This is a genomic window from Thioalkalivibrio sp. ALMg9 (genome assembly GCF_000380625.1).
In the GTDB taxonomy this organism is placed as follows: Bacteria; Pseudomonadota; Gammaproteobacteria; order Ectothiorhodospirales; family Ectothiorhodospiraceae; genus Thioalkalivibrio; species Thioalkalivibrio versutus.
On record NZ_AQYC01000009.1, the window covers coordinates 665,447 to 691,690 of the forward strand.

The 26,244-nt window shown below is 65.3% G+C and carries 22 protein-coding genes; 3 read left to right on the forward strand and 19 right to left on the reverse strand.

Annotated features, from left to right (window positions below; translation table 11 throughout):
* Positions 1-86: 86 nt before the first annotated feature.
* The 12 genes from eno to rnhB all read right to left on the reverse strand — a co-directional run bounded on the left by eno (position 87) and on the right by rnhB (position 14,865).
* Entirely contained in the window at positions 87-1,364 is a 1,278-nt protein-coding gene (gene eno, locus F792_RS0112240; protein WP_018145599.1) for a phosphopyruvate hydratase, read from the reverse strand.
* Between the two features lie 66 nt (positions 1,365-1,430).
* Positions 1,431-2,273, reverse strand: coding sequence for a 3-deoxy-8-phosphooctulonate synthase (gene kdsA, locus F792_RS0112245; protein ID WP_018169851.1), 843 nt, complete (start codon positions 2,271-2,273; stop codon positions 1,431-1,433).
* A gap of 61 nt (positions 2,274-2,334) precedes the next feature.
* Positions 2,335-4,002: a CTP synthase gene (locus tag F792_RS0112250; protein ID WP_018169852.1), complete on the reverse strand. Its 1,668-nt coding sequence runs from the start codon at positions 4,000-4,002 to the stop codon at positions 2,335-2,337.
* Positions 4,003-4,107: 105 nt separating this feature from the next.
* Positions 4,108-5,784 carry a PP2C family protein-serine/threonine phosphatase gene (locus F792_RS0112255; RefSeq protein WP_018169853.1) on the reverse strand — a complete coding sequence of 559 codons (1,677 nt, stop codon included), beginning with the start codon at positions 5,782-5,784 and terminating at the stop codon, positions 4,108-4,110.
* Positions 5,784-6,590, reverse strand: a complete 807-nt coding sequence (locus F792_RS0112260; RefSeq protein WP_018169854.1) for a GGDEF domain-containing protein — start codon at positions 6,588-6,590, stop codon at positions 5,784-5,786. Before F792_RS0112260 ends, F792_RS0112255 begins: the two co-directional genes overlap by 1 nt.
* Positions 6,591-6,649: 59 nt before the next feature.
* Positions 6,650-7,042, reverse strand: coding sequence for a DUF1987 domain-containing protein (locus F792_RS0112265; protein ID WP_018169855.1), 393 nt, complete (start codon positions 7,040-7,042; stop codon positions 6,650-6,652).
* A complete protein-coding gene (locus F792_RS0112270) occupies positions 7,042-7,632 on the reverse strand; it encodes a SiaB family protein kinase (protein ID WP_018145593.1) in 591 nt (196 codons plus the stop codon). Before F792_RS0112270 ends, F792_RS0112265 begins: the two co-directional genes overlap by 1 nt.
* On the reverse strand, positions 7,625-8,350 hold the full coding sequence (locus F792_RS0112275; RefSeq protein WP_018169856.1) for an ABC transporter substrate-binding protein: 726 nt from the start codon (positions 8,348-8,350) through the stop codon (positions 7,625-7,627). The genes F792_RS0112270 and F792_RS0112275 overlap by 8 nt, the downstream gene beginning before the upstream one ends.
* Before the next feature lie 98 nt (positions 8,351-8,448).
* A complete protein-coding gene (gene tilS, locus F792_RS0112280; protein ID WP_018169857.1) occupies positions 8,449-9,645 on the reverse strand; it encodes a tRNA lysidine(34) synthetase TilS in 1,197 nt (398 codons plus the stop codon).
* Positions 9,646-9,721: 76 nt separating this feature from the next.
* Positions 9,722-10,687, reverse strand: a complete 966-nt coding sequence (locus tag F792_RS0112285) for an acetyl-CoA carboxylase carboxyltransferase subunit alpha (RefSeq protein ID WP_018145590.1) — start codon at positions 10,685-10,687, stop codon at positions 9,722-9,724.
* Between the two features lie 99 nt (positions 10,688-10,786).
* Positions 10,787-14,260, reverse strand: coding sequence for a DNA polymerase III subunit alpha (gene dnaE / locus F792_RS0112290; RefSeq protein WP_018169858.1), 3,474 nt, complete (start codon positions 14,258-14,260; stop codon positions 10,787-10,789).
* Positions 14,257-14,865, reverse strand: a complete 609-nt coding sequence (gene rnhB / locus F792_RS0112295) for a ribonuclease HII (protein ID WP_018145588.1) — start codon at positions 14,863-14,865, stop codon at positions 14,257-14,259. The genes dnaE and rnhB overlap by 4 nt, the downstream gene beginning before the upstream one ends.
* 119 nt (positions 14,866-14,984) lie before the next feature.
* Between rnhB and F792_RS0112300 the strand changes: the two genes are divergently transcribed.
* Genes F792_RS0112300 through lpxB form a run of 3 tightly spaced genes read left to right on the forward strand, consistent with a single transcriptional unit; the run spans position 14,985 to position 18,287 of the window.
* On the forward strand, positions 14,985-15,986 hold the full coding sequence (locus F792_RS0112300) for a Gfo/Idh/MocA family protein (protein ID WP_018169859.1): 1,002 nt from the start codon (positions 14,985-14,987) through the stop codon (positions 15,984-15,986).
* Complete coding sequence (locus F792_RS0112305) at positions 15,983-17,080, forward strand: DegT/DnrJ/EryC1/StrS aminotransferase family protein (RefSeq protein ID WP_018169860.1); 1,098 nt, start codon at positions 15,983-15,985, stop codon at positions 17,078-17,080. The genes F792_RS0112300 and F792_RS0112305 overlap by 4 nt, the downstream gene beginning before the upstream one ends.
* A gap of 40 nt (positions 17,081-17,120) precedes the next feature.
* Complete coding sequence (lpxB, locus tag F792_RS0112310) at positions 17,121-18,287, forward strand: lipid-A-disaccharide synthase (RefSeq protein ID WP_018169861.1); 1,167 nt, start codon at positions 17,121-17,123, stop codon at positions 18,285-18,287.
* 67 nt (positions 18,288-18,354) lie between these two features.
* Here lpxB and lpxA read toward each other — a convergent pair whose 3' ends face one another.
* From lpxA to ispC, 7 genes are all read right to left on the reverse strand, one after another.
* The gene (gene lpxA, locus F792_RS0112315; protein WP_018169862.1) at positions 18,355-19,137 is read right to left on the reverse strand and encodes an acyl-ACP--UDP-N-acetylglucosamine O-acyltransferase; all 783 of its coding nucleotides are present in this window, start codon (positions 19,135-19,137) and stop codon (positions 18,355-18,357) included.
* Complete coding sequence (gene fabZ / locus F792_RS0112320) at positions 19,134-19,628, reverse strand: 3-hydroxyacyl-ACP dehydratase FabZ (RefSeq protein ID WP_018145583.1); 495 nt, start codon at positions 19,626-19,628, stop codon at positions 19,134-19,136. Before fabZ ends, lpxA begins: the two co-directional genes overlap by 4 nt.
* 101 nt (positions 19,629-19,729) lie before the next feature.
* Complete coding sequence (lpxD, locus tag F792_RS0112325; RefSeq protein ID WP_018169863.1) at positions 19,730-20,743, reverse strand: UDP-3-O-(3-hydroxymyristoyl)glucosamine N-acyltransferase; 1,014 nt, start codon at positions 20,741-20,743, stop codon at positions 19,730-19,732.
* A complete protein-coding gene (locus F792_RS0112330; protein ID WP_018145581.1) occupies positions 20,721-21,224 on the reverse strand; it encodes an OmpH family outer membrane protein in 504 nt (167 codons plus the stop codon). The genes lpxD and F792_RS0112330 overlap by 23 nt, the downstream gene beginning before the upstream one ends.
* 44 nt (positions 21,225-21,268) lie before the next feature.
* Positions 21,269-23,602, reverse strand: coding sequence for an outer membrane protein assembly factor BamA (gene bamA, locus F792_RS0112335; RefSeq protein ID WP_369772414.1), 2,334 nt, complete (start codon positions 23,600-23,602; stop codon positions 21,269-21,271).
* Between the two features lie 73 nt (positions 23,603-23,675).
* Positions 23,676-25,037, reverse strand: a complete 1,362-nt coding sequence (gene rseP / locus F792_RS0112340; RefSeq protein WP_018169865.1) for an RIP metalloprotease RseP — start codon at positions 25,035-25,037, stop codon at positions 23,676-23,678.
* On the reverse strand, positions 25,034-26,236 hold the full coding sequence (ispC, locus tag F792_RS0112345) for a 1-deoxy-D-xylulose-5-phosphate reductoisomerase (protein ID WP_018169866.1): 1,203 nt from the start codon (positions 26,234-26,236) through the stop codon (positions 25,034-25,036). Before ispC ends, rseP begins: the two co-directional genes overlap by 4 nt.
* Between the last annotated feature and the right edge of the window lie 8 nt (positions 26,237-26,244).

Sequence of the window (26,244 nt, forward strand, 5' to 3'; positions counted from 1 at the left end):
CATTCTACGAGCCCCTGACGACCGGGGACAGGAACCGCGCCGCAGGCTGAGGACTGCGTGGTGACCAAGGCCGTCCCGGGTCTCGATCAGCGCCCGAAGGTGAACGCCGACATGCCCGGATAGGTCGCCCGCGAACCCAGGTGTTCCTCGATACGGATCAGCTGGTTGTACTTGGCGACCCGATCGGAACGCGACAGCGAACCGGTCTTGATCTGGCCGGCGCGCGTGGCCACGGCCAGGTCCGCGATGGTCACGTCTTCGGTCTCGCCCGAGCGATGCGAGATCACTGCAGTGTAATTGGCCTTGCGCGCCATCTCGATGGCTTCCAGCGTCTCGGTGACCGTGCCGATCTGGTTGAGCTTGATCAGGATGGAATTCGCAACGCCCTTGTCGATGCCTTCCTGCAGGATCTGGGTATTGGTCACGAACAGGTCGTCACCCACCAGCTGCACGCGATTGCCCAGGCGCTCGGTCAGCGTCTTCCAGCCGTCCCAGTCATCTTCGGCCATCCCGTCCTCGATGGTCAGGATCGGGTACTGGTCCACCCAGTGGGCGAGATACTCGGAGAACTCGTCGGCAGAGAAGGCCTTGCCTTCGGAATCGAGGTGATAGCGCCCATCCCGGTAGAATTCGGAGCTGGCGCAGTCGAGGCCGATCCAGATGTCCTCGCCCGCCTTGAAGCCGGCGTTGTGAACCGCTTCCAGGATCACCTCGATCGCGGCGGAGTTGGACGGCAGGTCGGGCGCAAAACCGCCCTCGTCGCCCACCGCCGTCGCCAGCCCGCGCTTGGACAGCACCTTTTTCAGCGCGTGGAAGACCTCGGCGCCGTAGCGCACGGCCTCACGCACCGAATCCGCCCCCACTGGCAGGATCATGAACTCCTGCATGTCCACACTGTTATCGGCGTGGGCACCACCATTGATGATGTTCATCATCGGTACCGGCAGCAGCGTGGCGTCGTCGCCGCCCAGGGTCTCGAACAGTGGCTGTTCGCGATCCGCGGCCAGGGCATGTGAAGTGGCCATGGAGACGGCCAGCAGGGCATTGGCGCCCAGGCGTGCCTTGTTGTCGGTCCCGTCCAGTTCCAGCATGCGGCGATCGACCGCGGTCTGATCCAGCTCCATACCTCGCAGGGCGTCGCGGATCTCGCCGTTCACGTGGCTGACGGCCTTCAGTACGCCCTTGCCGCCGTAACGCTTTTCGTCGTCGCGCAATTCCAGGGCCTCGCGGGCCCCTGTGGAGGCACCGGAGGGCACCGCCGCTCGCCCCATGGCGCCGGAATCCAGGACAACATCGGCCTCGACCGTCGGGTTGCCCCGAGAATCGATGATCTCGCGGGCGTGAATCTCCGCAATCTTGGACATGCTCTCTCCTTGAAAATACCCGCCCGGACGGGCCCGTCCGGGACGTTTTATCGATTCTTTCGGTCGTTAACCGAGACCGTACTCCGCTTCCGCAAACGGCTGCGCCTTGGCGGCGGCGTCCAGCGCCTTGAGCGTCTGCAACAGCTCGGCCATCTTCGGCAGCGGCCAGGCATTGGGACCGTCGGAAAGGGCCTTCTCGGGATCCGGATGGGTCTCCATGAACAGGCCGGATACGCCAGCGGCCACCGCCGCCCGTGCCAGCACCGGCACGAATTCGCGCTGCCCACCGGAGCAGGCGCCCTGCCCGCCCGGTTGCTGCACCGAGTGCGTCGCATCGAAGACCACGGGGCAGCCGGTCTGACGCATCTGGGCCAGGCCGCGCATATCGGAGATCAGCGTGTTGTAGCCAAACGAGACCCCGCGCTCGCAAACCATGATCTGATCGTTACCGACCTCGCGGGCCTTGTCCACGACATTGCCCATGTCCCAGGGTGCGAGGAACTGGCCCTTCTTGATGTTCACCGGCCGGCCCTGACGCGCAACGTTCTGGATGAAGTTGGTCTGCCGACAGAGGAAGGCCGGGGTCTGCAGCACATCAACAACACTGGCGACTTCGTCCAGCGCGGTGTCCTCGTGAACATCCGTCAGGATCGGCACGCCGATCTCCGACTTCACTTTGTCCAGGATGCGCAGGCCCTCTTCCATGCCCAGCCCGCGGAAGCTCTTCGTCGACGACCGGTTGGCCTTGTCGAACGAGGACTTGTAGATGAACGGAATGCCGAGATCGTCCGCCATCGTCTTCAGCGCGCCAGCCGTCTCCAGGGCCATGGCCTCGGATTCGATGACGCAGGGGCCGGCAATCAGAAAAAAGGGCCGATCAAGGCCGACTTCAAAACCGCAAAGCTGCATGCTCTGTCCTGTCTGGTGGCCGCCACCCTCCGGGTCCGGCCACAAAAAAGCGAACTGGCGCCTATTCCGTCAGCGCCGTGGTGGTTTCCGGTTCGCGGGCATCCTGGTAATCCCGGGCGGCACACACAAACGCGGTGAACAGCGGGTGGCCATCCCTTGGGGTCGAGGTAAATTCCGGGTGGAACTGGCAGCCCACAAACCACGGATGGTCGCCCAGCTCCACGGCCTCTACCAGTTCGCCGGATTCCGAGACCCCGGAGAGTCGAAGACCTGCGGCCTCCAGGCGTTCACGATAGGCGTTGTTGAATTCGAAGCGATGACGATGGCGTTCTCCCACCACTTCGCGACCATAGGCCTCGGCAATGCGTGACCCCGGGGTCAGGCGCGCGCTCTGGGCGCCGAGACGCATGGTGCCACCAAGGTCACTGTCGGCATCGCGCCGCTCGATGCGGCCTTCCTTGTCCTGCCACTCGGTAATCAGCGCGATGACGGGATGCGGCGTGTCGGGGGCGAACTCGGTACTGTGCGCACCTTCCAGCCCCACCACATCCCGCGCAAACTCGATGACCGCCACCTGCATACCCAGGCAGATTCCAAGATAGGGCACATCGTTCTCGCGGGCGTAGCGCACCGCGGCAATCTTGCCCTCCACGCCGCGTTCACCGAAGCCACCCGGAACGAGGATGGCATCCAGGCCCTCGAGTTCGCGAACGGCCTCGTTCTCGGCCCCTTCCAGCTTTTCCGAATCGAGATAGCGAATCCGGACCCGGGTACCCGCCTGGATGCCCGCGTGGGTCAGGGCTTCGTTCACCGACTTGTACGACTCGGTCAGATCGACGTACTTGCCGATCATGCCGACCGTCACCTCGGACTCCGGGAACTCCATGGCATTGACCACGTGCTTCCAGTCCGAAAGGTCGGCTTGCGGGACCTCGATATGGAGTTTGCGCAGCACGATCTCGTCGAGCTTCTGCGAATGCAGCCACAGCGGGATCTTGTAGATGTTGTCCACGTCCACTGCAGAGATGACCGCCTTCTCCTCGACGTTGGTGAACAGCGCGATCTTGCGCCGTTCACCCTCGGGGATCGCCTGGGTGGAGCGGCACAGCAGGATATCCGGCTGGATACCGATGGAGCGCAGTTCCTTGACCGAGTGCTGGGTCGGTTTGGTCTTGATCTCGCCGGCCGCCTCGATATAGGGCACCAGCGTCAGATGCATGAACAGGGCGTTGTCGTGCCCCAGCTCCACGCCCATCTGACGGATCGCCTCGAGAAACGGCAGGGATTCGATGTCACCGACCGTGCCGCCGATCTCGATCAGGGCGATGTCGGCGTCGCCGGCCCCCTCGTGGATCGAGCGCTTGATCTCGTCGGTGATGTGCGGGATGACCTGCACCGTGCCGCCGAGATAATCCCCGCGACGCTCCTTGCGGATCACGTTCTCGTAGATCTGCCCGGCGGTGAAATTGTTGCGCCGCGAGGTGCGAATGCGCACGAAGCGCTCGTAGTGCCCGAGATCCAGGTCCGTTTCGGCGCCGTCATCGGTGACGAACACCTCGCCATGCTGAAACGGGCTCATGGTGCCGGGATCCACGTTGATGTACGGATCCAGCTTGAGCAGCGTCACCTTGAGGCCACGCGCCTCCAGGATCGCCCCCAGCGAGGCGGATGCAATACCTTTGCCCAGAGACGAGACCACGCCTCCGGTAATGAAAACAAAACGCGTCATGCGGGAAACCTGGCTGGGAGCTGACAAGCACCCTGCCCCGGTTCGCACACGCAATCCGGGGCAGGCGGAAAACCCCTGAGAGAGTACCAGAGCACCCGCCCCCGCTCAATCGGAAGGTGGGGGCAGTGCCTCGTTTCCAGCCCGGGATGACAACGGCCGGAAGGCCACCAGGGTCATATCGTCACGCCGCGGCTCGCCGTCGCGATAATCTTCCAGCACCCGGACCACGGCATCGATCTTGGCCGACAGATCGCGGCCACTCTTGTCCGTCAGCACCTGGCGCAACCGCCGCCGACCAAACAATCGCGGCGGCTCTCCGCCGACATGATCGTGCACGCCATCGGTGATCAGGAAGAATTCGGTGCCCGGCTCCACGTCGACCTCGTGGTCCACGGGCTGGGCCGGTTCCAGACTGCGGTAGCCAAGGCCGCCGCGTACGCCCCGGATCTCCTCGACCTCGCCGTCGCGGTCGATCAGCAACGGCAGCCCGACCCCGGCAAAGGCCAACTTGCGGTCCTCCGGACGATACACGCAGACCGCGGCCTCCAGCCCGTCGTCCGAGTCGGAGTCATAGCCATCCTGACGCAACCGCGAGCGTACCAGTCGGTCCATCTCGCGCAGGATGGCCGAGGGCTCCAGCAAGCGGTGTTCGTGCAGGATGCGATCCAGCGCCGAGGCCACCACCAGGGTAATGAATGCACCCGGTACACCGTGGCCGGTGCAGTCCGCCACCACCAGGATGCTGTGTCCGTCGATGGCCTCGACCCAGAAGTAGTCGCCACCCACCAGGTGCAGAGGCTCCCAGTAGATCTGCACCTCGTCCATGTGACCATCGAGGGCATGCTTGTCCGGCAGCATGGCGGTCTGGATGCGGCGAGCATAGCGGATGCTCTCCACCACCAGGCGATTACTGCGCTCGAGCTCACGGTTGGCCTCGTCCACCTTGGCCAGCGCCCGTTCCGTCTCGGATTTCTCGGCTTCCAACTGCCGGGTGCGTTCCTCGACGCGCCGCTCGAGATCTGCATTCAGCGCCTTCAACTCGCCCCGGGCCCCGTCGCGCGCGTCCAGCCCCGCCTGAAAGGCCCGCAGCAAACGATCCAGCGAACGCCCCAGCGCCCCCAGCTCATCGTTTTCGTGATGGCCCAGGCGCGGCATCGGCCAGTGCGCGGGCTGCTCCGGGTCGGTCTCCGCCACCGCACGCGAAATCTTCAACATCGGACGGAGCATCAGCAGATAGAACAGTACAACCACCACCAGAGAGACGATCACCGCCTGGGTCACACTGGTAACGACCCCGGTCTGCAGCCGGTTGACGAAGGCTCGCCCCAGCACGCCGGGGTCCAGTTCCACGCGCAGGACGCCCACGCCCTGGATATTTCCGCGGGTACCAGGGTGGCGCAGCTCACGCTCATGGGTTTGCAGATCACCGAAGAGCCAGTGCGCCCATTCGCCACCGGTCTGGGTGCGTTCCTGGGCATCCTCCGCAAGGGTGTTGCCAAAGTCGTCGAGGATCTCGACCCGCCGGATCTTATCGAATACCAGCAGGCCCTGGACCAGGGAATCGGCCTGGGCGGCGCTCAACTGGAAGGCCGCCTCGGCGGCGGGTGGTTCTACCAGGCGTTGCAGACGGTCGATCTGTTCCCCGGTCTCGGCCCGGAAGGCATGCCAGTCTGAGGCAATGACATAGGCGCTGCTGAGAAGGCTCAGCGCCAGCGCCGCCAGCAGCGTGGCGACGGCCAGCTTGGCGACAAGGCTACGATTCCGGCGGGTGCCGCCCGCCATCACCCGCGTTCGCCGTGCATTTGCACGATGACACGGTTGCGTCCCTCGTTCTTGGCCCGATAGAGCAGGTCATCGGCCAGAGCCACCAGCTCGCCCGCGTCCGGCCACGGGTTCGTGGTGATAACCAGACCAATGGAAACCGCCAGCGCGAGCGGTTCGTCCTTCCAGTGCAGCGATGCATTCTCCACCGACGAGCGAATGCGCTCGGCCAGCGCGACTGCCGCTTCGGAATCCAGATCCGCCGCCACTACCAGGAATTCTTCCCCACCCATGCGCCCAGCGTACTGTTCCGCCCCCAGCTCGCCCCGCAGGATGTCGGCAAAGCTCTCGAGGGCGAAATCGCCGGCGGCATGGCCGTGGGTGTCGTTCAACGCCTTGAAGTCGTCGAGATCCAGCATCATCACGGTGAGCGAACGCGATTCCTCACCGACGCTATCCGCCATGCCCTCCACGCAGTCAATCACCCGGCGACGCGAGAACAGGCCGGTAAGGGCATCCTCCAGCGCCAGGCGCTCCAGCTCGGCCGTCAGGCGCTCGCGCTCGCGCACCTCGTCGGACAATGCATTGTTGAGCTGTGCCAGGTGCTCCGCCTGCTCGCGCAACTGGCGGTTGGCCTCCTGCAGATCCGCCTGCATGCGGTCGCTCATGCGCATCATGCGACGCTGCGCCCGATAGCTCTCGGAATAGGCCTTGGCGAGCACCTTCACGCCATCGCCTACCGCATCCAGCGCCTCGAGCATCTGCTCGGAGCGCTGCATGACGGACTTTTCCTGCTCGAACAGGGAGAAGTCCGCGAGCCTCTCCATTTCCTGGCCCTCCCGTGGCCGGGTAGCAGGATTCATCGGGTCCTCTCGGGAGGGGGCCTTCATGTCAGCGGACACATTCGATAGTCAGCGTGTTCGAAATCCTCGGAGAAGTCCTCACCGAACTCCTCCATGGTCTCGTCGTCATCGTGGTAACACCAGTTGATCCGCACCTTCAGACCCGACTCGGCGCCCTCTTCCAGGATCTGGAACATGTTCATCAAGGCCTTCGCAGTCGAACTGTTGAAGTAGATCATTTCCACGGTGAACTCCACCTCGTCGCTGGCCCGGTCCTCGATCGCCTGCCGCAACCCCTGAGTCAGCGGGCCGTAGAAGTTCGCGGCATCTTCCGGATACGACTCGCCGGACAGCCGGTACTGCCCCGCCGCGAAATCGAAAACGACGGCCGGGGTGCGGTCGGTTGCCTTGTGTTCAATGGTCTCGACGACTGCCATCAGATATAGGCCTTCAGGACAAAATAGGATTGCGCATCGGAGAGATGCTGAAAGTCGAACTGGATGGGCTCGCTTGCCCGGCGTGCGATCTCGATCAGGCCGATGCTGCCACCCTTGCTGCCTTCGTCCGGTGGTTCCCGCAGCTTTTCCTTGTAAAAGCGGCGCAACTCATCGCTGTCCATGCCCGCGAGCTCACGCAGGCGCACGGCCAGGGTGTCGGCATCCTTGCGCCCGATCACGTTGCCGCAAATGACGAAGAAGCGGCCGTTTTCCGACCCGACGGTAATCATCCCGGAGCTCAGCTCGACGGGGGGCTCCGCGTCGTGCTCGATACGCTCCGCCGAATAACGAATCACGTTCTGCACCTGTTCCACGAATACCGAAAAGACGCGGTTCACGGTCTTCGTATCGGTGGACTCCAGTCGGATTTTCTGCCGCAGTGCATCCCCCAGGGCCTTCAGGATGCCCTCGGAAATGTAGCCAGTGAACGAAAAGATGATGCCGCGCCGCGTCATGTTGCGCTGAAAGCCCAGCACCTCCTCGGCGATCAGGGCCGACGATTCCGTCCGGGCCTCGGCTGCGTCAGTCATTGCGCTCTCCATTGCTGTCCAGGACATCCTCCACGATGGCCGCATAGCGCCCGTCCGCACGCATCGCATCCAGTTCCTCCTGCATGCGATCCAGCGGGGCTCGCGCGGTTTCCGGGTGGCAGGCCAGGGACATCACAGTATCGTTGAAGGCGAACAGGGACCGGAGTTCACCGATACCCTCCTGACGGGCATACCACGGGGCCAGATGTTCACCGCTGACCCATACATCGATCCGGTTGGCCGCAAGCTTGCGCGCATTCAGCCGGTCATTCGGTGCGGTATCCACGGGGATGCCCCGGCCCTCAACGAAGAGCGCCACGGCATCGTCTCGATAGCCCCCGACGCGGTAGCGTTCCAGATCCTCCAGAGACTGCGCGTCCACATCGGACCCCTCCAGCACGAACGCATGCCACTGGTTTTCCACGAGAGGACCGACCCAGGTGAACAGGTCTTCACGTTCGGAGGTGCGCGTGGTGGAAAAGACGCAGGTACCAGGGTCCGACTGAGCCTCGGCGTAGGCCCGACTCCACGGCAGCAGGCGGATCTCGGCGTCCACCTGGGCGACATCCAGCAGGGCATCCATCACCCGGATGGAGATCCCGTCCAGCTCGCCGGTTTCCGTCTCGAAATTGAACGGGGGGTAGCTCTCGGTCGTGAGCATCAGCGAGTCCGCGGCCAGAGGCGCGGCCAGCAACATCCCGGCCGCCAGCACCCCCATGCCCGTACGTCGTCCGCATTGTGCCGCGAAACCTGTCACGTACCGCTCACCCGCACCCCTGAATACGACCCAAGAATTGTCCGATTTGGACAGGCGCGTCAACTCCCAGCGTGAACCAACCCGGGCCAGAGCACCGCCACAATCGCTCCATCCAGCTGACACAAAAGCGGAACCCGGTTGCGTTCCCAGGGGGCGATCCCGCGCTCCTGCATCAGCTTTTTCAGGGATCGGCGCCCGGCGGGGGTGGCGACCACCTCGCCCCCGCTTCGATAGCTAACGGTGAGGGCGGCCTCGCGGTCAACGCCGAGCCGCGGCAGCATCTCCCGGGTCAGGCGGCGCCCGTCTGCCAGAATCAGTTCCGGCTGACCGGCCGGCCAGGGCTGTTCGGGCGGCGGACCCGCAGCCTCCTCCTTCGGCCCGGCGTGCAGCTGATCGCGATAACGCCGCATCCATCCGCCACCCCATTCCACGGCGGGGGAGGCCTCGGGGTTGTCCACGAGGACCTGGCGCAGGAATTCACCCAGGCGGTCGTGGCCGGGCGGCCGAAGGCCCTGCTCGCGCAGCCAGTACCGTAGCAGGCCACGCTGGTTATCCGCGTCGAGCCCGCGCAAACCCTGAAGGTCCAGGCTGCCGGTCAGCGGATCCCGCACTTCTTCCAGAAGCTCGCCGAAATGCTGACGGAGCTGGCCGACCGCCTCCTGCTGCCAGGCAGCAGCGCGCGCCAGCCCGGCCGCGCCATCAAATCGCTCCCGCAACAAGGGCAGCACCGACTGGCGCAGGAAATTGCGGTCGAATCGGGGATCTTGATTGCTGGGATCGTCATACCAGTCGAGGCCCTCCTGCTCCGCCAACGCGGCCAGTGCCTCGCGGGGCAGGCCCAGCAAGGGTCGCCCCAGCCAGGTCTCGCCCTCGCGGCGCAGCGGCCGCATCGCCTGCAGCCCTTCGGGCCCGCTGCCGCGCAGGGCGGCCAGCAGGAACGTTTCTGCCTGATCGTCCGCATGCTGCGCGGCCAGGATGATGCCCGTAGCGTCCAGCCCTTCGCGCAGCATCGCATAGCGTGCCTCGCGCGCCGCGGCCTCCACGCCGAGGGCACGGGTGTCGAGTGAGCCGAGGGTACGGAGCCGGAACGGGCAGTTCAGTGCCTGTGCAAAGGCGCGGCAGTGCTCGACCTGCTCGCCGGAGTCCGGACGCAGGCGATGATCCACGTGCATGGCCTCGAGGTTGGGGATACCCAGGCGCACCGCGGCGTGGAGCAGCACGGTCGAGTCGAGACCGCCGCTGAAGGCGATGCGCACCTGGCGATAGCCGGGATGCGCCTGGAGGAAGTCCCGCAGCGCCGCGGCTACAGGATCGAGCGCCCCGGCACCGGGATCAGGAAGCGGCTTCCTGGAAGGCACCGTAATCCATCAGCCGGCGATAGCGCCGCTCCAGGCGCTTGCCCGGGTCCAGCCCTTCCAGGCCGTCCAGGGTTTCCAGAAGCGCGGCGCGCAGACTGGAGGACATGGTGTCGGGGTCGCGGTGGGCACCGCCCAGGGGTTCCGGCACGATGCGGTCCACCAGCCCCAGCTCGCGCAGCCGTTCCGATGTGATGCCCAGGGCCTCCGCGGCCTCCGAGGCCTTTTCGGCGCTCTTCCAGAGGATGGAGGCACAGCCCTCCGGCGAAATCACCGAGTAGGTCGAGTACTGCAACATCAGGGTGGCGTCGCCCACCCCGATCGCGAGGGCCCCACCGGAGCCGCCTTCGCCGATCACCGTGGCGATGATCGGCGTGTCGAGGCGCGCCATCACTCGCAGGTTGCGCGCGATCGCCTCGCTCTGGCCACGTTCTTCCGCCCCGACCCCCGGGTAGGCACCCGGCGTGTCGATGAAGGTGAGCACGGGCATGCGAAAGCGCTCGGCCATCTCCATCAAGCGCAGGGCCTTGCGGTAGCCCTCCGGACGCGGCATGCCAAAGTTGCGGTAGACCTTGTCGCGGGTCTGGCGTCCCTTCTGGTGCCCGATCAGCATCACCGGCCGTCCGTCCAGGCGCGCCACGCCGCCCACGATCGCCGGGTCGTCGCCAAACGCCCGGTCGCCATGCAGTTCCTCGAACTCGTCGAACAAGTCGGGAATGTAATCAAGGGTGTAGGGTCGCCGCGGATGCCGCGACATCTGCGAGACCTGCCACGGGGTCAGCTTGGCGAAGATGCTCTCGGTCAACGACCGGCACTTGCCTTCCAGGCGCTGGATCTCTTCCTGGATGTTGACCTCGGCATCGTCGCCGACATAACGCAGATCGCGGATCTTCGCTTCCAGTTCGGCAATGGGCTGTTCGAAGTCGAGAAAGTCCGGATTCATGCAGGGTCCCGAAGACTTGGTTGTGGATACCGACGAAGGACGCGAATTGTAACCAATTGCGGCGATCCCCGCTCCCGGACCGGTGATGCCTTGCTCCACCTACCGGCCGTAGAGCACCTCGGCCTCGCAACCCGGACCCAACGACTGCTGAATGCCGCGCAACAGCCGCTCGTCCGGGCGGATGGTCCATCCCTCCGGCAGGCTGATATCCGCCTCCAGCCCGTCACGGCGATAGCACAGGTGCACGCGGCAAGGCCCCTCACGATGCGGCTCCATCAGCCCGCGCAAATGGGCCACCTGCTCGGGAACCACCCCTTCCAGGCACAGGTGCAGCGCGCGGGCCCACTGGACCCGCGCTTCGTCCAGGCTGTACACGGTACGGGCCCGCATACGGATCCCGCCGGCATAGTCGTCAAGCGTGACCGTACCCTCCGCGACCAGCAGGGCATCCGGCTCCAGGCGGTCCTTGTAGGTAGTGAAGTCGTCGTTGAACAACACTACCTCGGCCCGCCCGCTGCGGTCGTCCAGGGTGACGATGCCCATGCGCCCGCTCTGCGTGTTGCGCACTCGCACCCCGACGATCAGACCGGCGATGCGCACGGTTTCCTGCTTGCCCCGCCATTTCTGGCCCTGGGGCTCGTCCGGGCGATCCTCCAGCTTGGCCTCCAGCGCCTGCAGCGTGGTGCCGGTCAGGCGCAGCATCTCGGCGCGGTAGCGCTCCACCGGGTGGCCGGTCAGATAAAGCCCCAGGGTGTCCTTCTCGCCGCGCAGACGATCGTCGTCCTCCATCTCGGCCAGGGTCGCACTATCCGGGATCACGGCCGCAGCCGGATCCCCGAACAGGTCCACCACACCCAGATTGGCATTGCGCTCGCTCTGTTCGGCTGCCGCGACCGCCATCGGGATGTCGTTCAGCAGCGTCGCACGGTTGGCGCCGATCCGATCCATCGCGCCGGCGCGCACCAGCGTCTCCAGCACACGCTTGTTCAGCTTGCCGAGATCCACCCGCTGGCACAGGTCCACCAGCCCGTGGAATTCACCGCCCTCGCCGCGCGCCTTGAGCAGGGTGTCGATGGCCGACTCCCCAACGCCCTTGATCGCGCCCAGGCCGTAGACCACGGTCTGCGCGTCGTGGCAGGTAAAGCGGTAGTCCGACTGATTGACGTCCGGCGGCAGGACCTCCAGGCCCATATTGCGGCATTCCTCGATCAGCCCCACCACCTTGTCGGTGTTGTCCATGTCCGCGGACAGCACCGCCGCCATGAACGGCGCCGGATAATGCGCCTTGAGCCAGGCGGTCTGGTAGGCAACCAGGGCATAGGCCGCGGAGTGCGACTTGTTGAAGCCGTAGCCCGCGAATTTCTCCATCAGGTCGAAGATGTAGGTCGCAACCCCTTCATCCACACCGCGCCCCAGTGCACCCTCGAGGAAGATCTCGCGTTGCTTGGCCATCTCCTCGGGCTTCTTCTTGCCCATCGCGCGGCGCAACAGATCCGCACCACCCAGGGTGTAATTGCCCAGCACCTGGGCGATCTGCATCACCTGCTCCTGATACAGGATCACGCCGTAGGTGGGCTGGAGAATGGGTTCCAGATCCGGATGCGGATATTCCACCTGGGCACGACCATGCTTGCGGTCGATGAAGTCGTCCACCATGCCCGACTGCAGCGGGCCCGGGCGGTAGAGCGCCACCAGCGCGATGATCTCCTCGAAGCTGTCCGGCTGCAGGCGGCGGATCAGGTCCTTCATGCCACCGGATTCCAGCTGGAACACGGCGGTGGTCTGATAGTCCTTCAGCAGCCGGAAGGTCTCGGGATCATCCAGCGGGATGGCGTCGAGATCGACCTGTACCGCGGCATCCATCTTGCGGATGTTGTCCACCGCCCAGTCGATGATGGTGAGCGTGCGCAGACCGAGGAAGTCGAACTTCACCAGGCCGACCGCCTCGACGTCATCCTTGTCGAAGTGGGTCACCAGCGAGCCGCCGTCGTCCTCGCAGTACAGCGGGGAGAAATCCGTCAGTGCGGACGGCGCAATCACCACCCCGCCGGCATGCTTGCCCGCGTTCCGGGTGAGGCCCTCGAGTTTCTGCGCGAGATCGATGATCGCGCGCACCTCCTCGTCTTCGTCGTACTGCGTCTTGAGGTCCGCGCTCTCGGTCAGGGCCTTTTGCAGGGTCATGCCCAGCTCAAACGGGATCAGCTTGGCAATGCGGTCGACGAAACCGTAGCCATGGCCCAGCACACGCCCGACGTCGCGCACCACCGCCTTGGCGGCCATGGTGCCGTGGGTGATGATCTGCGAGACCTTGTCGCGCCCGTAGCGCTCGGCGACGTAGTCGATCACGTCGTCGCGTCGCTCCATGCAGAAGTCGACATCGAAGTCGGGCATGGAGACACGTTCAGGGTTGAGAAATCGCTCGAATAGAAGATCGTAACGCAATGGATCCAGGTCGGTAATGCCCAGCGCATAGGCCACCAGAGAACCCGCACCGGAGCCACGACCCGGGCCCACGGGGATGCCATTGTCCTTGGCCCACTGGATGAAGTCCGCCACGATCAGGAAGTACCCGGGGAAACCCATCTGGCAGATCACATCCAGCTCGCGCTGCAAGCGCGCCTCGTAATCCGCCGCCGGCGCGAAGCAGAAGCGCTCCAGGCGCCCCGCCAACCCCTGCGCCGAGGTCTCGCGCAGATGGTCTTCGACCGTATAGCCCTCGGGAACCGGGAAGTCCGGCAGGACCGACTCGCCCAGGGTCAGGCTCACCGAACAGCGCCGCGCGATCGCCACACTGTTGGCCAGGGCCTCGGGGATATCCGCGAACCGCTCCGCCATCTCCTCGGGTGTACGCAGATACTGCGCCTCCGAGTAACGGCGCGGGCGTCGCGGGTCGTCCAGGGTCACGCCGTCATGGATGCAGACGCGCGCCTCGTGGGCCTCGAAGTCCTCGGGCCGCAGGAAGCGAACATCATTGGTGGCCACCACCGGCAGATCGAAGGCCTCGGCCGCGGCCAGCGCCTGTTCGATCCAGGCCTCTTCGCCCGGGCGGTCGCTACGCACCAGTTCCAGATAGAAGCGACCCGGGAAGCGCTGCATCCACGGCTCGAGATCCTCGGCCAACAGCGCGCGCGCAGCCCCCGAACCGTTCACGAATAACCCGTCGATCCCGCCAGACAATGCGATCAGGCCCTCGGCGGCCGCATCCAGCCAGGCGCAGTCCACCCGCGGAATGCCCTTTTCCTGGCCTTCCTGCCAGGCGCGCGAGATCAGCCGCGTCAGATTGCGGTAACCCGGATCGTTCTGCGCCAGCAGGGTCATGCGCGCCAGGCTGCCGTCGGCGCGGGCATCGCGCACCAGAACGTCCGCACCGATGATGGGCTGCACACCCTTTGCGATCGCGGCACGGTAGAACTTCACCAGCCCAAACAGGTTGCAGTGATCGGTTACCGCGACGGCCGGCATCCCGCCCTCGACCACCGCGTTCACCAGTGGCTTGAGGCGGACCAGCCCGTCGATCAGGGAATACTCCGAATGCACCCGCAGGTGTACGAAACCGGGATGGCCTTCGCTCATGCCCCCATCTCCTGTTCACGGGCCGCCAGCGCACGCGCTACCGGGCCGAAACTACGGCGGTGTTGCGGGCACGGCCCCAACCGTTCCAGGGCCTCGCGATGCGCCACCGTGGGGTAGCCGGAATGGCGATCGAAGCCGTAATCGGGGTAGTCGTGATGCAGATCGCGCAACCAGCCGTCGCGCGCCACCTTCGCGACGATGGAGGCGGCGCTGATCGCAGCCACCGAGCCATCCCCGCCGACGATCGCCTCGGCAGTCCAGGGACCCTGCGGTGTGAAGCGCCCGTCCACCAGCAGATGTGCCGGCGCGATGGCGAGCCCGGCCGCCGCTCGCTGCATGGCGAGCAGCGTCGCATGATGGATGTTCAGTTCATCGATCTCCGCCGCCTCGGCCCGGCCCAGCGACCATGCCAGCGCGTCGGCACGGATCTGCACGTCCAGCGTCTCGCGGCGTTTCGCGCTGAGCTTCTTGGAGTCGGTCAAGCCGGGGCAGGTGTAGCCTTCCGGCAGGATGACGGCGGCCGCCACGACCGGCCCGGCCAGCGGCCCGCGCCCCACTTCGTCCACGCCGGCGACGTAGCGCTGCGCTGCCTCTAAATCGGACATGGAGTCTCCACCACGGTGAACTGCGGGCAATCGCCCGAACGCGAACATGCGCCGCGCCGGGGATCCGTTACAATAGCGCCGAAAATCCTAGCACACCCCCTCCGGATCCGAGCCTACTCATGTCCCAATCTCCGTTACGCTGCGCCGCTATCGGCGTGGGCCATCTTGGCAAATGGCATGCCGCCAAATACGCCGCGCTGCCGGACACCGAACTGGTTGCCGTGGTCGATGCCGATTCCGAAACCGCCAGCCGCGTCGCGGCGGAGCACGGCTGCCGCGCGGAGACCGACCATCGCGCCCTGATCGGTCAGGTCGATGCGGTCTCCATCGCCGCGCCGACCACCCTGCACTTCGACATCGCCCGGGACTTCCTCGAGGCCGGTTGTCATGTCCTGGTCGAGAAGCCGATTACCGCCACCCTGGAGCAGGCCGAGACGCTGAACCAGATCGCCGAGCAACAGGGCGTCGTCCTCCAGGTCGGGCACCTGGAACGCTTCAATGCCGCGCTACGCCGACTGACCGAGACCCCGTTGCACCCGCGGTTTATCGAGTCGCACCGCCTGGCGCCCTACAAGCCGCGCGCCACCGACGTGTCGGTCGTGCTCGATCTGATGATCCACGACATCGACATCATCCTGTCGCTGGTGGATGCCCCGCTGACCGACATTCGCGCCTCCGGCGCCCGCGTGCTGACCGGCGACATCGACATCGCCAATGCCCGACTGGAATTCGCGGACGGCTGCGTAGCCAACGTGACATCCAGTCGCATCAGCACCAAGTCCGAGCGCCGCATGCGCATCTTCCAGTCACATGCCTACGCCTCGGTGGACTTCCAGAACCGCATCCTGTCGCTGAACCACATTGGCGAACCCGATCCGGAGACGGGAGCCCCTGCGATTCACCGGACGGAGAGTGTCTTCGACGAGGCCGACGCCCTGCTGGCCGAGATCCAGGCCTTCGTGGCCGCCGTGCGCGGTCAGGGACCGGTCGTGGTCAGTGGCCGCGACGGCCAGCGCGCCCTGGAGACGGCCAGCCGCATCACCGACCTGGTCTACGAGAACCTGAACATCATGAGCCGGGCCGACGGTCCGCACAGCCACCTCGAAGGAGTCAAGCCGTGATCCCGATGGTCGACCTGCAGCGCCAGTACCAGACCCTGCGCCCCGAAATCGATGCCGCGCTACAGGAGGTGCTTGCCGGTGCGCGCTTTATCCTCGGCCCCAACGTGCAGACCCTGGAGCAGGAGCTCGCCGAGTACCTGGGCGTGGAACACGCGATCACCTGTGCCTCCGGCACGGATGCCCTGCATCTGGCGCTGGCCGCGGCCGACATCGGCCCGGGCGACGAGGTCATCACCACCCCGTTTACCTTCATTGCCACCGCCGAAGCCATCCGTTATGTCGGGGCCGACCCGGTATTCGTGGACATCGACCCGCGGACCTTCAACATCGACCCGGACCAGGTCGAGGCGGCCATCACCGAGCGCACCCGCGCGATCCTGCCGGTCCACCTGTTCGGCCAGCCGGCCGACATGCCGCGCCTGCAGGCCATCGCCGAGAAACACAAGGTGTTGATCGTCGAGGATTGCGCACAGTCCTTCGGCGCGACGGTCGATGGCGTACAGACCGGCGCGGCCACCGCCTTCGGCTGTTTTTCGTTCTTCCCCAGCAAGAACCTCGGGGCCTTCGGCGACGGGGGTCTGGTGACCACCAACTGCCCGTCTGCCGCCGATACCTTGCGCCGATTGCGCAACCACGGTTCCAGCGTGCGCTACTACCACGACGAGATCGGCTACAACAGCCGCCTGGACGAGATGCAGGCGGCGATCCTGCGGGTGAAGCTGCCGCATATCGACACCTACAACGCCGAACGCCGCCGGGTGGCGGCACGTTATCGCGATGGCCTGGCCGGGCTGCCGGTCGAAGTGCCGTTCGAGGACGGCATCGGGGTCCACGTCTACCACCAGTACACGCTGCTGACCGATCATCGCGACGCGATCATGGAGGCCCTCAAGGCTGCGGACGTGGCCTGCGCGATCTACTACCCGGTACCCCTGCATCAGCAAAAGGCCTTCGCCGATCTCCCGAACCGGCCGGAATCGCTGCCCGTCACCGAAGACGTCGCCGCGCGCTGTCTGTCCCTGCCGGTGTTCCCGGAACTCGAGGATGCGACCATCGACATGATCTGCGGGAAGATCCGCGCCGCCCTCGCGTGACGCCACGCCACATCGCTTACACAGGGGGCCTCAACCGGTCATGACGCAGCATGTCGTGATCTGCGCCGGCGAGAGCTCCGGTGACGCACTCGGGGCGGGGCTGGTCCACGAACTCTCGGCACTGGAGCCCGGTCTCCGCTACACGGGCATGGGCGGGACGCAGATGCGCGCCGCCGGGGTCGACACCCTGATCGACGTCTCCGAACTGGCCGTGGTGGGCCTGGTCGATGTGCTGGTCAACTACCCGCGCCTGCGCCGGCTGTTCCGGCGCATGTGCCAGCATTTGGAGACCCACCGCCCGGACCTGCTGGTCCTGGTGGACTACGTGGAGTTCAACCTGCGCCTGGCTGCCCACGCCCGCCGCCTCGGTATCCGCGTGCTGTTCTATGTCAGCCCGCAACTGTGGGCGTGGCGTTCGGGCCGGATCAAGCGCATCCAGCGCAGCGTGGACGCGATGGCGGTACTTTTTCCCTTCGAGACCGACGTCTACGAGAAGGCCGGGGTGCCAGTACGCTATGTCGGAAACCCGCTTGTGGACCGGGTGCAGCCGCCCAAACAGCCGATTCGCGAACAGCTTGGCCTCGCGGCCAATACGCGCCTGGTCGGTCTTCTCCCCGGCAGCCGCAACGGCGAACTGAAGCGCCACTGGCCCATGCTCGTGGACACCGCCCGCCGCCTCCACGTATCGCACCCGGACATCCAGTTCGTGGCCTCCATGGCGCCGGGAGTCACCACCGAACACTTGGGGGCCCTAGCCGCGTCTGACGGCCTGCCCCTGCATTTCGTGGGCGGGGACGCAGGAACCCATTCCCTGATGGCCGGGGCCGACCTGCTGCTGATTGCGTCCGGCACCGCAACCCTGGAGGCCGGTCTGCTCAGGGCCCCCATGCTGGTCTTCTACCGCATGGGGGCCCTGAGCCACGCGGTCTTCTCGCGGCTCGTACGGGTCGAGAATATCGCCCTGGTCAATATCGTGGGCGGCGAGCGCCTGGTGCCCGAGTACCTGCAACACGATGCCACCGCCGAACGTCTGGCGCGCGATGCCGCGGATCTCATCGACCGGCCCGAGGCCCTGGAAGCGATGCGTGATCGCCTGGCGCAGGTGCGCGTTCGCCTGGGCAATGGTGGAGCCGACCGCCGCGTGGCCGAAATGGCGCACGAACTCCTGCACCACGGCCAACTAAGGGACGGCGAGAAGCCGATTTAAGGGCGACGGTTCGTTTGGGGAGCAAACGCTTGGGCAGCACGCAGGGTCCTGTCCCGCGGCGACTGCGTCAGTGCGGACGACCGCCGCGCAGGATACCGCGGCGACTGCCGCGCACGAATGCGATCAGGTTGCGCACCTCGGGCACCTCGGTCTCCTCGAACATGGCGTCCAGATGACTCTCGCGTCCGGCGCGTCCACGCATTCCCTGGATGAATACCCGGTGGAGCGCCTGGATGGCGTCATTGGAGAAACCGTTGCGCTTGAGGCCAACCTTGTTGATCCCGATCAGCCGCGCATAGTTGCCGCTCGCCAGGCAATACGGCGGGAGGTCACGGTTCAGCGCCGCACCCATGCTGGTGAAGGCGTAGGTACCCACGCGACAGAACTGATGCACCAGGGTGAAACCACCCAGCGTTGCGTGATCCTGGATCTCCACGTGTCCGGCAAGCGAAGTGGCATTGGAGAAGATGATGCCGTTCCCGATGGTGCAGTCGTGCGCGATGTGGACATACGCCATGATCAGGTTATCGTGCCCGATGACCGTCTCACCCAGCCCCTTCTCGGTTCCGCGGTGCAGCGTTACCGACTCCCGAATCACGTTGCGATCGCCGATGATCAGCCGCGTGGGTTCACCCCGATAGCTGGTGTCCTGAGGCTCCTCCCCGATCGAGGAGAACTGAAAGATTCGGTTTTCCCGCCCGATCTCGGTCGGTCCGTTGATCACCACATGCGGGCCCACCCAGGTATCCGCGCCGATCTTCACATTGGCACCGATGACCGAGAACGGCCCGATCGTCACCGAGCTGTCGATCTCGGCGCTGGGGTGGACGTCCGCGCGCGGATCGATCACGCCGGGATTTCCTGACCGGAACACATGAGCTGCGCCGTCGCGCACACGTCGTCGCCCACCTTCGCGACCGCGTCGAAGCGCCAGATGCCCCGCACCGTACGCTTCAGATCCACCCGCAGGTGGAGTTGATCCCCGGGTACCACCTGGCGCCGGAAGCGCGCCTCGTCGATCCCGACAAACAGGTACAACTGCTGCTTGTCCTGGTTCTCGTTACGCGCCTCTTCGGTCTTGAACGCAAGCAGGCCGGTGGCCTGTGCCAGGGCCTCGAGGATCAGAACCCCGGGCATCACCGGCTTGATCGGGAAGTGCCCCTGGAAATACGGTTCGTTGATGCTGACGTTCTTGATCCCCGTCAGATAGCTGCCCGCCTCCCACTCCAGCACCCGATCCACCATCAGGAACGGGTAACGATGCGGCAGGTAGCGCATGATCTCCTGGACATTAAAGTCATCCACGCCGGTGTCCTTTCTCTTGATCTTGTTGTGCCGCATCCGGACCGCTGCGCGGGACGTGCAATACGACGTTCGACTCGGCCTCCCCACACGCGGCAAGGCCAGTTACTACCAGGGCCGATCGATCGCCCCTCGATCGCCTAACGCGCCAGACGGCGCAGTCGGGCCAGCATGCGATTCCACAACCGGGCCTCTTGATGCGGGACTCCAGAGGCGTAGTGACCCGGCCGCGTAATGGAGCGCGTGACCAGGGTCATCGCGTGAATGGTGACGTGATCCACAATGGACAGGTGACCCAGGATCCCGGCGCCGCCCCCGATTGCACAATGCGCGCCGATCCGGGCACTGCCCGCGATCCCCACACAGCCGGCAATGGCTGTATGGTCGCCAATCTCGACGTTATGGGCAACATGAACTAGGTTGTCGATCTTTACACCCCTCCCGATCCGCGTTGCGCGCAACGCCCCGCGATCGATGGTCGTGTTCGCTCCGATTTCCACATCGGAACCGATCACGACATGGCCCAGCTGTTCGATCTTCTCCCAACCCTGGTCGCCCGCGGGGGCGAATCCGAAGCCATCGGCCCCGATCACGCAACCACTGTGCAGGATGCAGCGATCCCCCACCTCGACCCCTTCGAGCAGGGTCACCCGGGGGTGCAGGAAGGTATCGGCCCCCACCGTCACCCCCTCGCCCACCACGCAGTGCGCCTCCACGACGCTCTGGCGCCCCACCGAAGCCCCTGCCCCGATCACCGCCCCAGGTCCCACGAATGCGTCGGGAGAAACCGACGACTCGGGATCGACAAACGCACCCGGATGGACACCCGCAGGCCGTGCCCGACGCGGCCTGCCCAGGCACTGACTCGCTCGCGCATAGCCCAGATAGACATCATCCAGGTGGATCAGGGTTCGGGAAGACGTCGCTTGCAGGCCCGCGGCCTCCGGCACCAGGACCACACCCGCGGCACTCGCCGCCAGGGCCTCGGCATGACGCCCGGCGTCCGTCACAAAACTCAGATCGCAGGGGCCCGCGGTGGCCAGCGGGCTCAACCCGGTGAAGCGGCGTTGGCCATCTCCCGTGAGCTGCCCGCCCAGCGCCTCGGCCAGCTCGCGGGCCGAATACCCGCCGTCAGTCTCGCTGCATTGTGGCAAGGATGTCGTCCGTGATGTCGATCCGGTCGCTGGCATACAGCACGTTGCGCTCGGTCAGGATCAGATCGATGTCGCGTTCCCGGGCGAGATCGACGATGGCATCGTTGATCCGTCGCTGCAGTTTGGCCAGCTCCTCGTTGCGGCGTACGTTCAGGTCTTCGCTGAAGCTCTCCTGCGCCCGCCGGAATTCGCGCGAACGTTGCGAGAACTCCCGCTCCAGGTCCGCCCGTTCCGATGGGTTCATCAGGTCCCCGTCACGTTCCAGCCGGTCACGCAGCCGCTGCAGCTCCTCACGCTCCGCCACCAGCTCCGAATCGCGCGGCGAGAACTCGCGCTCCAGTTCGCGCATGGCCTCTTCGGCCTGCGGCGAATCCTCGAGAATCCGGTTCATCGTCACGAATGCGACGTTCTGCGCCCCGGCGACAGCGGGTACCACCAGCCATCCGCTGACGACGAGAATCACCGCCGCGAACCAGGCCATCCCGGATCTCATGACGCCTCCCGATGCGCTTGCATCGATCATCCTCAGAAACTGGCCCCCAGCAGGAACTGGAAGCGCTGCAGCTCGTCACCCGGCTGATCGTTGAACGGCTCGGCCACGCTGAAGCTCAGCGGCCCCACCGGCGAGAACCAGGTCACCGCCACACCCGCCGATGCCCGCAACTCGCTGGTATCAAAGTCCGACACATCATGGAACACATTCCCCGCGTCCACAAAGGTACTCATGCGGACTGCATCGTTGTCGGCCGCAAACGGCATCGGGAAGAACAATTCCGCGGACAGCGTAGTCCGGAACCGCCCACCGTAGGGATCATCATTGGAATCGCGCGTCGCCACCTGACCATCGCGGATCGGTCGCAGATCGCCCAGCTGGTTGTCCTCGTAGCCGCGGACCGAGCGAATGCCCCCGGCAAACAGCCGTTCGTAGAACGGGACGTCATCCCCTCCGTAGCCATCCGCGTACGCGAGTCCGGCGGAGAGGCTGAAGGAGTACCGATCGGACAGCCGGAAGATCTCCTGGCCCGAATAGGTGAGCTTGTAGAACTCGCGGTCACTGCCCGGCACCGTGACTTCCAGGCCGACCCGATGGCGACGGCCTTCCGAGGCGAAGGTCGTGCTGTCCCGCGTATCGTGGACATAGCTGGTCTCGAGCTTGTAGAGGTTCGCGGAATCGCCAAATTCGTCCAGCTCGTCGATGATCTCGTCCGGGGTTCCGATACGAGTGTCGGACCGTTCGACCGTCTCGATTTCGATGTTCTCGAAACCCGGTCGCACCTGAATCCGGTCGAACTCCGACAGCGGAATCCCGTAAGTCACGTCGAAGCCAAAGCGGTTGGATGAATACCGCGAGATGTTGGCCTCCTCGGCGTCGATCTTGCGATAAAACACGGAGAACCCGCGACTCGCACCGGAGGGGGTGAAGTGCGGATTGGTGACGCTCATGCGGAACAGCTGGTTGACCTTGCTGGTACTCACCTCGGTGGAGAAGCGATTGCCGGTCCCAAGGAAGTTGTCCTGTGTCAGGCTCGCGGTCAGCAGCAGCCCCTGGTTCTGCGAGAACCCGGCGCCCAGCGACAAGGCCCCGGACTGCTGCTCGGTCACGGTGATATTCAGGTCCACTTCGTCATCGGTGCCGGCGACCCGCTCGGTCTCCACGTTCACGCTCTGGACGAACGGCAGCCGCTGGACACGCACCCGGGAACGTTCGACCAATGCCCCGTTGTACCAGGCACTCTCCATCTGCCGCATCTCGCGGCGATACACCCGTTCCTCGGTGTTCTGATTGCCGGTGATCCGGATGTTCCGAACATAGACGCGCGGGCCCGGGTCGACGAAGAACGTGATCGCCACTTCGCGGTTGTCCTCGTCCACGTCGGGTACCGGGTTCACGTTGGCGAATGCGAAACCCTCCCGAGTCAGGCGCTCGCTGATCCGTTCGGCGGATTCGGTCACCTGGCTGCGCGAAAACGGCGCATCGATGTCCACGTCAATCAGGCTCTCCAGCTCCTCCCGCGGGATCACGAACTCCCCGGCGAGATCCACACCGGTCACCGTATAGCGATCGCCCTCGTCGACGTTAATCGTGATGAACAGATCCCGCCGATCCGGCGTCAGCGTCACCTGAGTGGAGTCGATATCGAACTCCAGGAAACCCTGATCCAGATAATGCGAACGGAGCTGTTCCAGATCCCCGGACAGCTTCTCGCGCGAGTAATTGTCCCGCCGGCTGAAAAAGGCCCACCAGCGTGGCACGCCGGACTCGAAACGCCGGGTCAGTTCACGACCCGAGTAGCTCTCGTTACCCACCACATTGACCTGGCGGATTTTGGCCACCGGCCCTTCGGTAATGTCGATCTCGATGTCCACGCGGTTACGCGGCAGTTCCACGATCTCCACATCGACCTGCACGTTGTAGCGTCCGCGCGCGAAATACTGCTGGCGCAGCTCGCTCTCGATGCGGTCCAGCATCGTGCGGTTGAATACCCGCCCGGAACGCAGGCCGGCCGAATCCAGCGCCTCGCGCAAGCCCTCGTCGGGGATATCCCGGTTACCGGAAAAATTGATCTCGTTGATCGCAGGGCGTTCAGAGACGATCACAACCAGGACATCCCCGCGCCGGGCAATCTCCACATCGTCGAAGAAGCCGGTCTGGAACAGCTCGCGGATCACCTCCGGACTGCGATTGTCGTCGAAGGTATCCCCAACCTGCACGGGCAGATAACTGAGCGCGGTACCGGCGGTGATCCGTTCCAGCCCCTCGATCTCGATATCCTCGATCTCGTAGGCCTGGCCCCAGGCCGTCCCCGCCAGGCCCAGCAAACCGACCAGGGCCATTCCTCTCAAGCTGTTTCGCGCCATGCTCTCCGCCAAAAAATAGGCCGTTCGGTGGGCTGATCGAGGCACCCGGGATGCCGCTCCAGAGTGCCCTCGCCTAACCGAACAGTCGTGTCAAATCATTGTACAGGGCCAGCACCATCAGCCCCGCGATCGCCAGCAGACCCACCTGCTGACCGATTATCTGGGTGCGCTCCGACACCGGGCTGCCCTTCACCGCCTCGGCGGCGTAGTACAGCAAATGGCCGCCATCCAGCATCGGGATCGGCAGCAGATTGATGATCCCGAGCGACACGCTCACCAGCCCGAGAAATCCCAGGAACGCCGAAATCCCGATCAACGCCGAGACCCCCGCAAACTCGGCTATGGTAACCGGTCCGCTGATATTTTTAACCGACGCATCCCCGGTGATCATTCGCCAGAGGATGCCCAGTGTCAGGACGGTCACATCCCACGTCCGCTCCGCCCCCGAGACAAATGCCGATCCCGGACCCTGGCGCACCAGTACGGCCATGTCCCGTGCCGCCGATTGATCCGTATCCACGCCCGCGCCGATACGGCCAATGGCCACCCCCTCGTGATCCGTCGCCTCCGGCGTCATTCGTAGTTCCAGGGTGCGCCCGTCGCGCTCCACGGTGACCCGCAGATCGGCTTCTGGATGCGCACGCACCACCTCGACCCAGCGATTCCAGTCCGCGACCGGCTCGCCGTCCACTGCCAGCACACGATCCCCGACCTCCAGTCCGGCCGCCGCCGCCGGGCTCCCACCCTCGACGGCACCGATCCGCGGTTCCAGCATCGGCCGATAGGGCTGCAATCCCAGCTTGTCGAGGAACTGCCCCTCTGCCAGCAACGCCTGGCGATCCCGCAGATCCACCTCCCGCTCGATCTCAAGACCGTCCGTGCCGCGCAGCAGCAGGGTGACCGCGTCGCCGCGAACCGCATGGTCCAGCAGGCGCAGGTTGGCCTGCTCCCAGTCCGCCACTTCACGATCGCCCACCCGCAGGATCTCCTGCCCCCGCTCGAGGCCTGCCTCGGCGGCCGGCGTATCCGGCGCCACCTCGCCGAGAATGGGCTTGATCCCGCCCACACCCACCATGAACATCACGGCGTAGACCAGGATCGCCAGCAGGAAATTCGCCGCCGGACCGGCCGACACCACGAACGTACGGGCCCCAAGACCTTTCTGGTTGAAAGCCCGCGGGACCTCTTCCTGCGCCACCGGACCCTCGCGCTCGTCGAGCATCTTCACGTAGCCACCCAGCGGCAATGCGGCAATCACGAATTCCGTCCGGTCCCGCCCGAAGTAGCGCTTGAAAATCGGCCGGCCGAAACCCACCGAGAAGCGCAGCACCTTCACCCCCACCAGACGGGCGGCGAGGTAGTGCCCATATTCGTGCACGGTCACCAGTACGCCAATGGCCACCGCAAACGCCAGCAGGCTCGTCAGGAACGTCATGACAGGACGGGTCGTGCGTTCGCGACATACTCGCTCGCGACCTCGCGAGCCCGCCGGTCCGCACCCAGGACGCGCTCCAGCGAATCGGCTGCCTCGGCCTCGATCGCTTCCAGGGTCGTGGCGATCACCGCCGGGATCTCGCTGAAGGGCAGGCGCTCTCCCAGGAAGGCATCCACCGCCACTTCATTGGCCGCGTTGAGAACCGCGGTGGCCGTCCCTCCACGCTCCAGTGCGGCGTAGGCGAGACCGAGCGCCGGGAAACGTTCCGCTTCCGGCTCGGAGAACTCCAGCTTGCCCATCGTGAGCAGATCCAGCGGTTCAACGCCCGACTCCATACGCTCGGGCCAGGCCAGCGCATGGGCGATCGGTGTGCGCATGTCGGGATTGCCGAGTTGCGCGAGTACCGACCCGTCATCGTAGGCCACCATCGAATGCACGATGCTCTGCGGGTGAAGTACCACCTGAATCGTCGAGGGCGCCACGGCAAACAGCCAGCAGGCCTCGATCACCTCGAGCCCCTTGTTCATCATGGTCGCCGAGTCCACCGAGATCTTGCGCCCCATATCCCAATTGGGGTGGGCGCAGGCTTCGTCCGGCGTAATCCCGGCAAAGCTGTCCAGCGGACGGTCGCGAAACGGCCCCCCCGATGCGGTGAGCCAGATCCGGCGTGCCCCGTGCGGTGTCACCGACTCGGCACAGACGTAGCCATTGGGAAGGCACTGAAAGATCGCGTTGTGCTCGGAATCGATCGGCAACAGACAGGCACCGGAGCGGCGCACGGCATCCATCAGCAAGGCCCCGGACATGACCAGGGCCTCCTTGTTGGCGAGCAGCACCCGTTTGCCCGCCTCGGCCGCGGCCAGCGTCGGCAACAGCCCGGCTGCGCCCACGATCGCCGCCATCACCGCGTCGACCCGGGGCTCCCGGGCGACCTCCGCCAGGGCCTCCGCACCCGCCCGCACCTCGGTACGCGAGCCGACCGCCGCCAAAGCCGTGCGCAGAGCCTCGGCGGCATCGGGATCGACCATCACGGCCACCTCCGGGTGGTGGGCCAGGCACTGCGCGCGCATGCGCTCCACATTGCAATGCGCCGTCAGGGCATACACGCGGAAGCGTTCCGGCTGACGCGCCACGACATCGAGCGTACTCAACCCGATGCTGCCGGTTGATCCGAGAATGGTGATCTGCGTCGTCTTCATGGGTACCT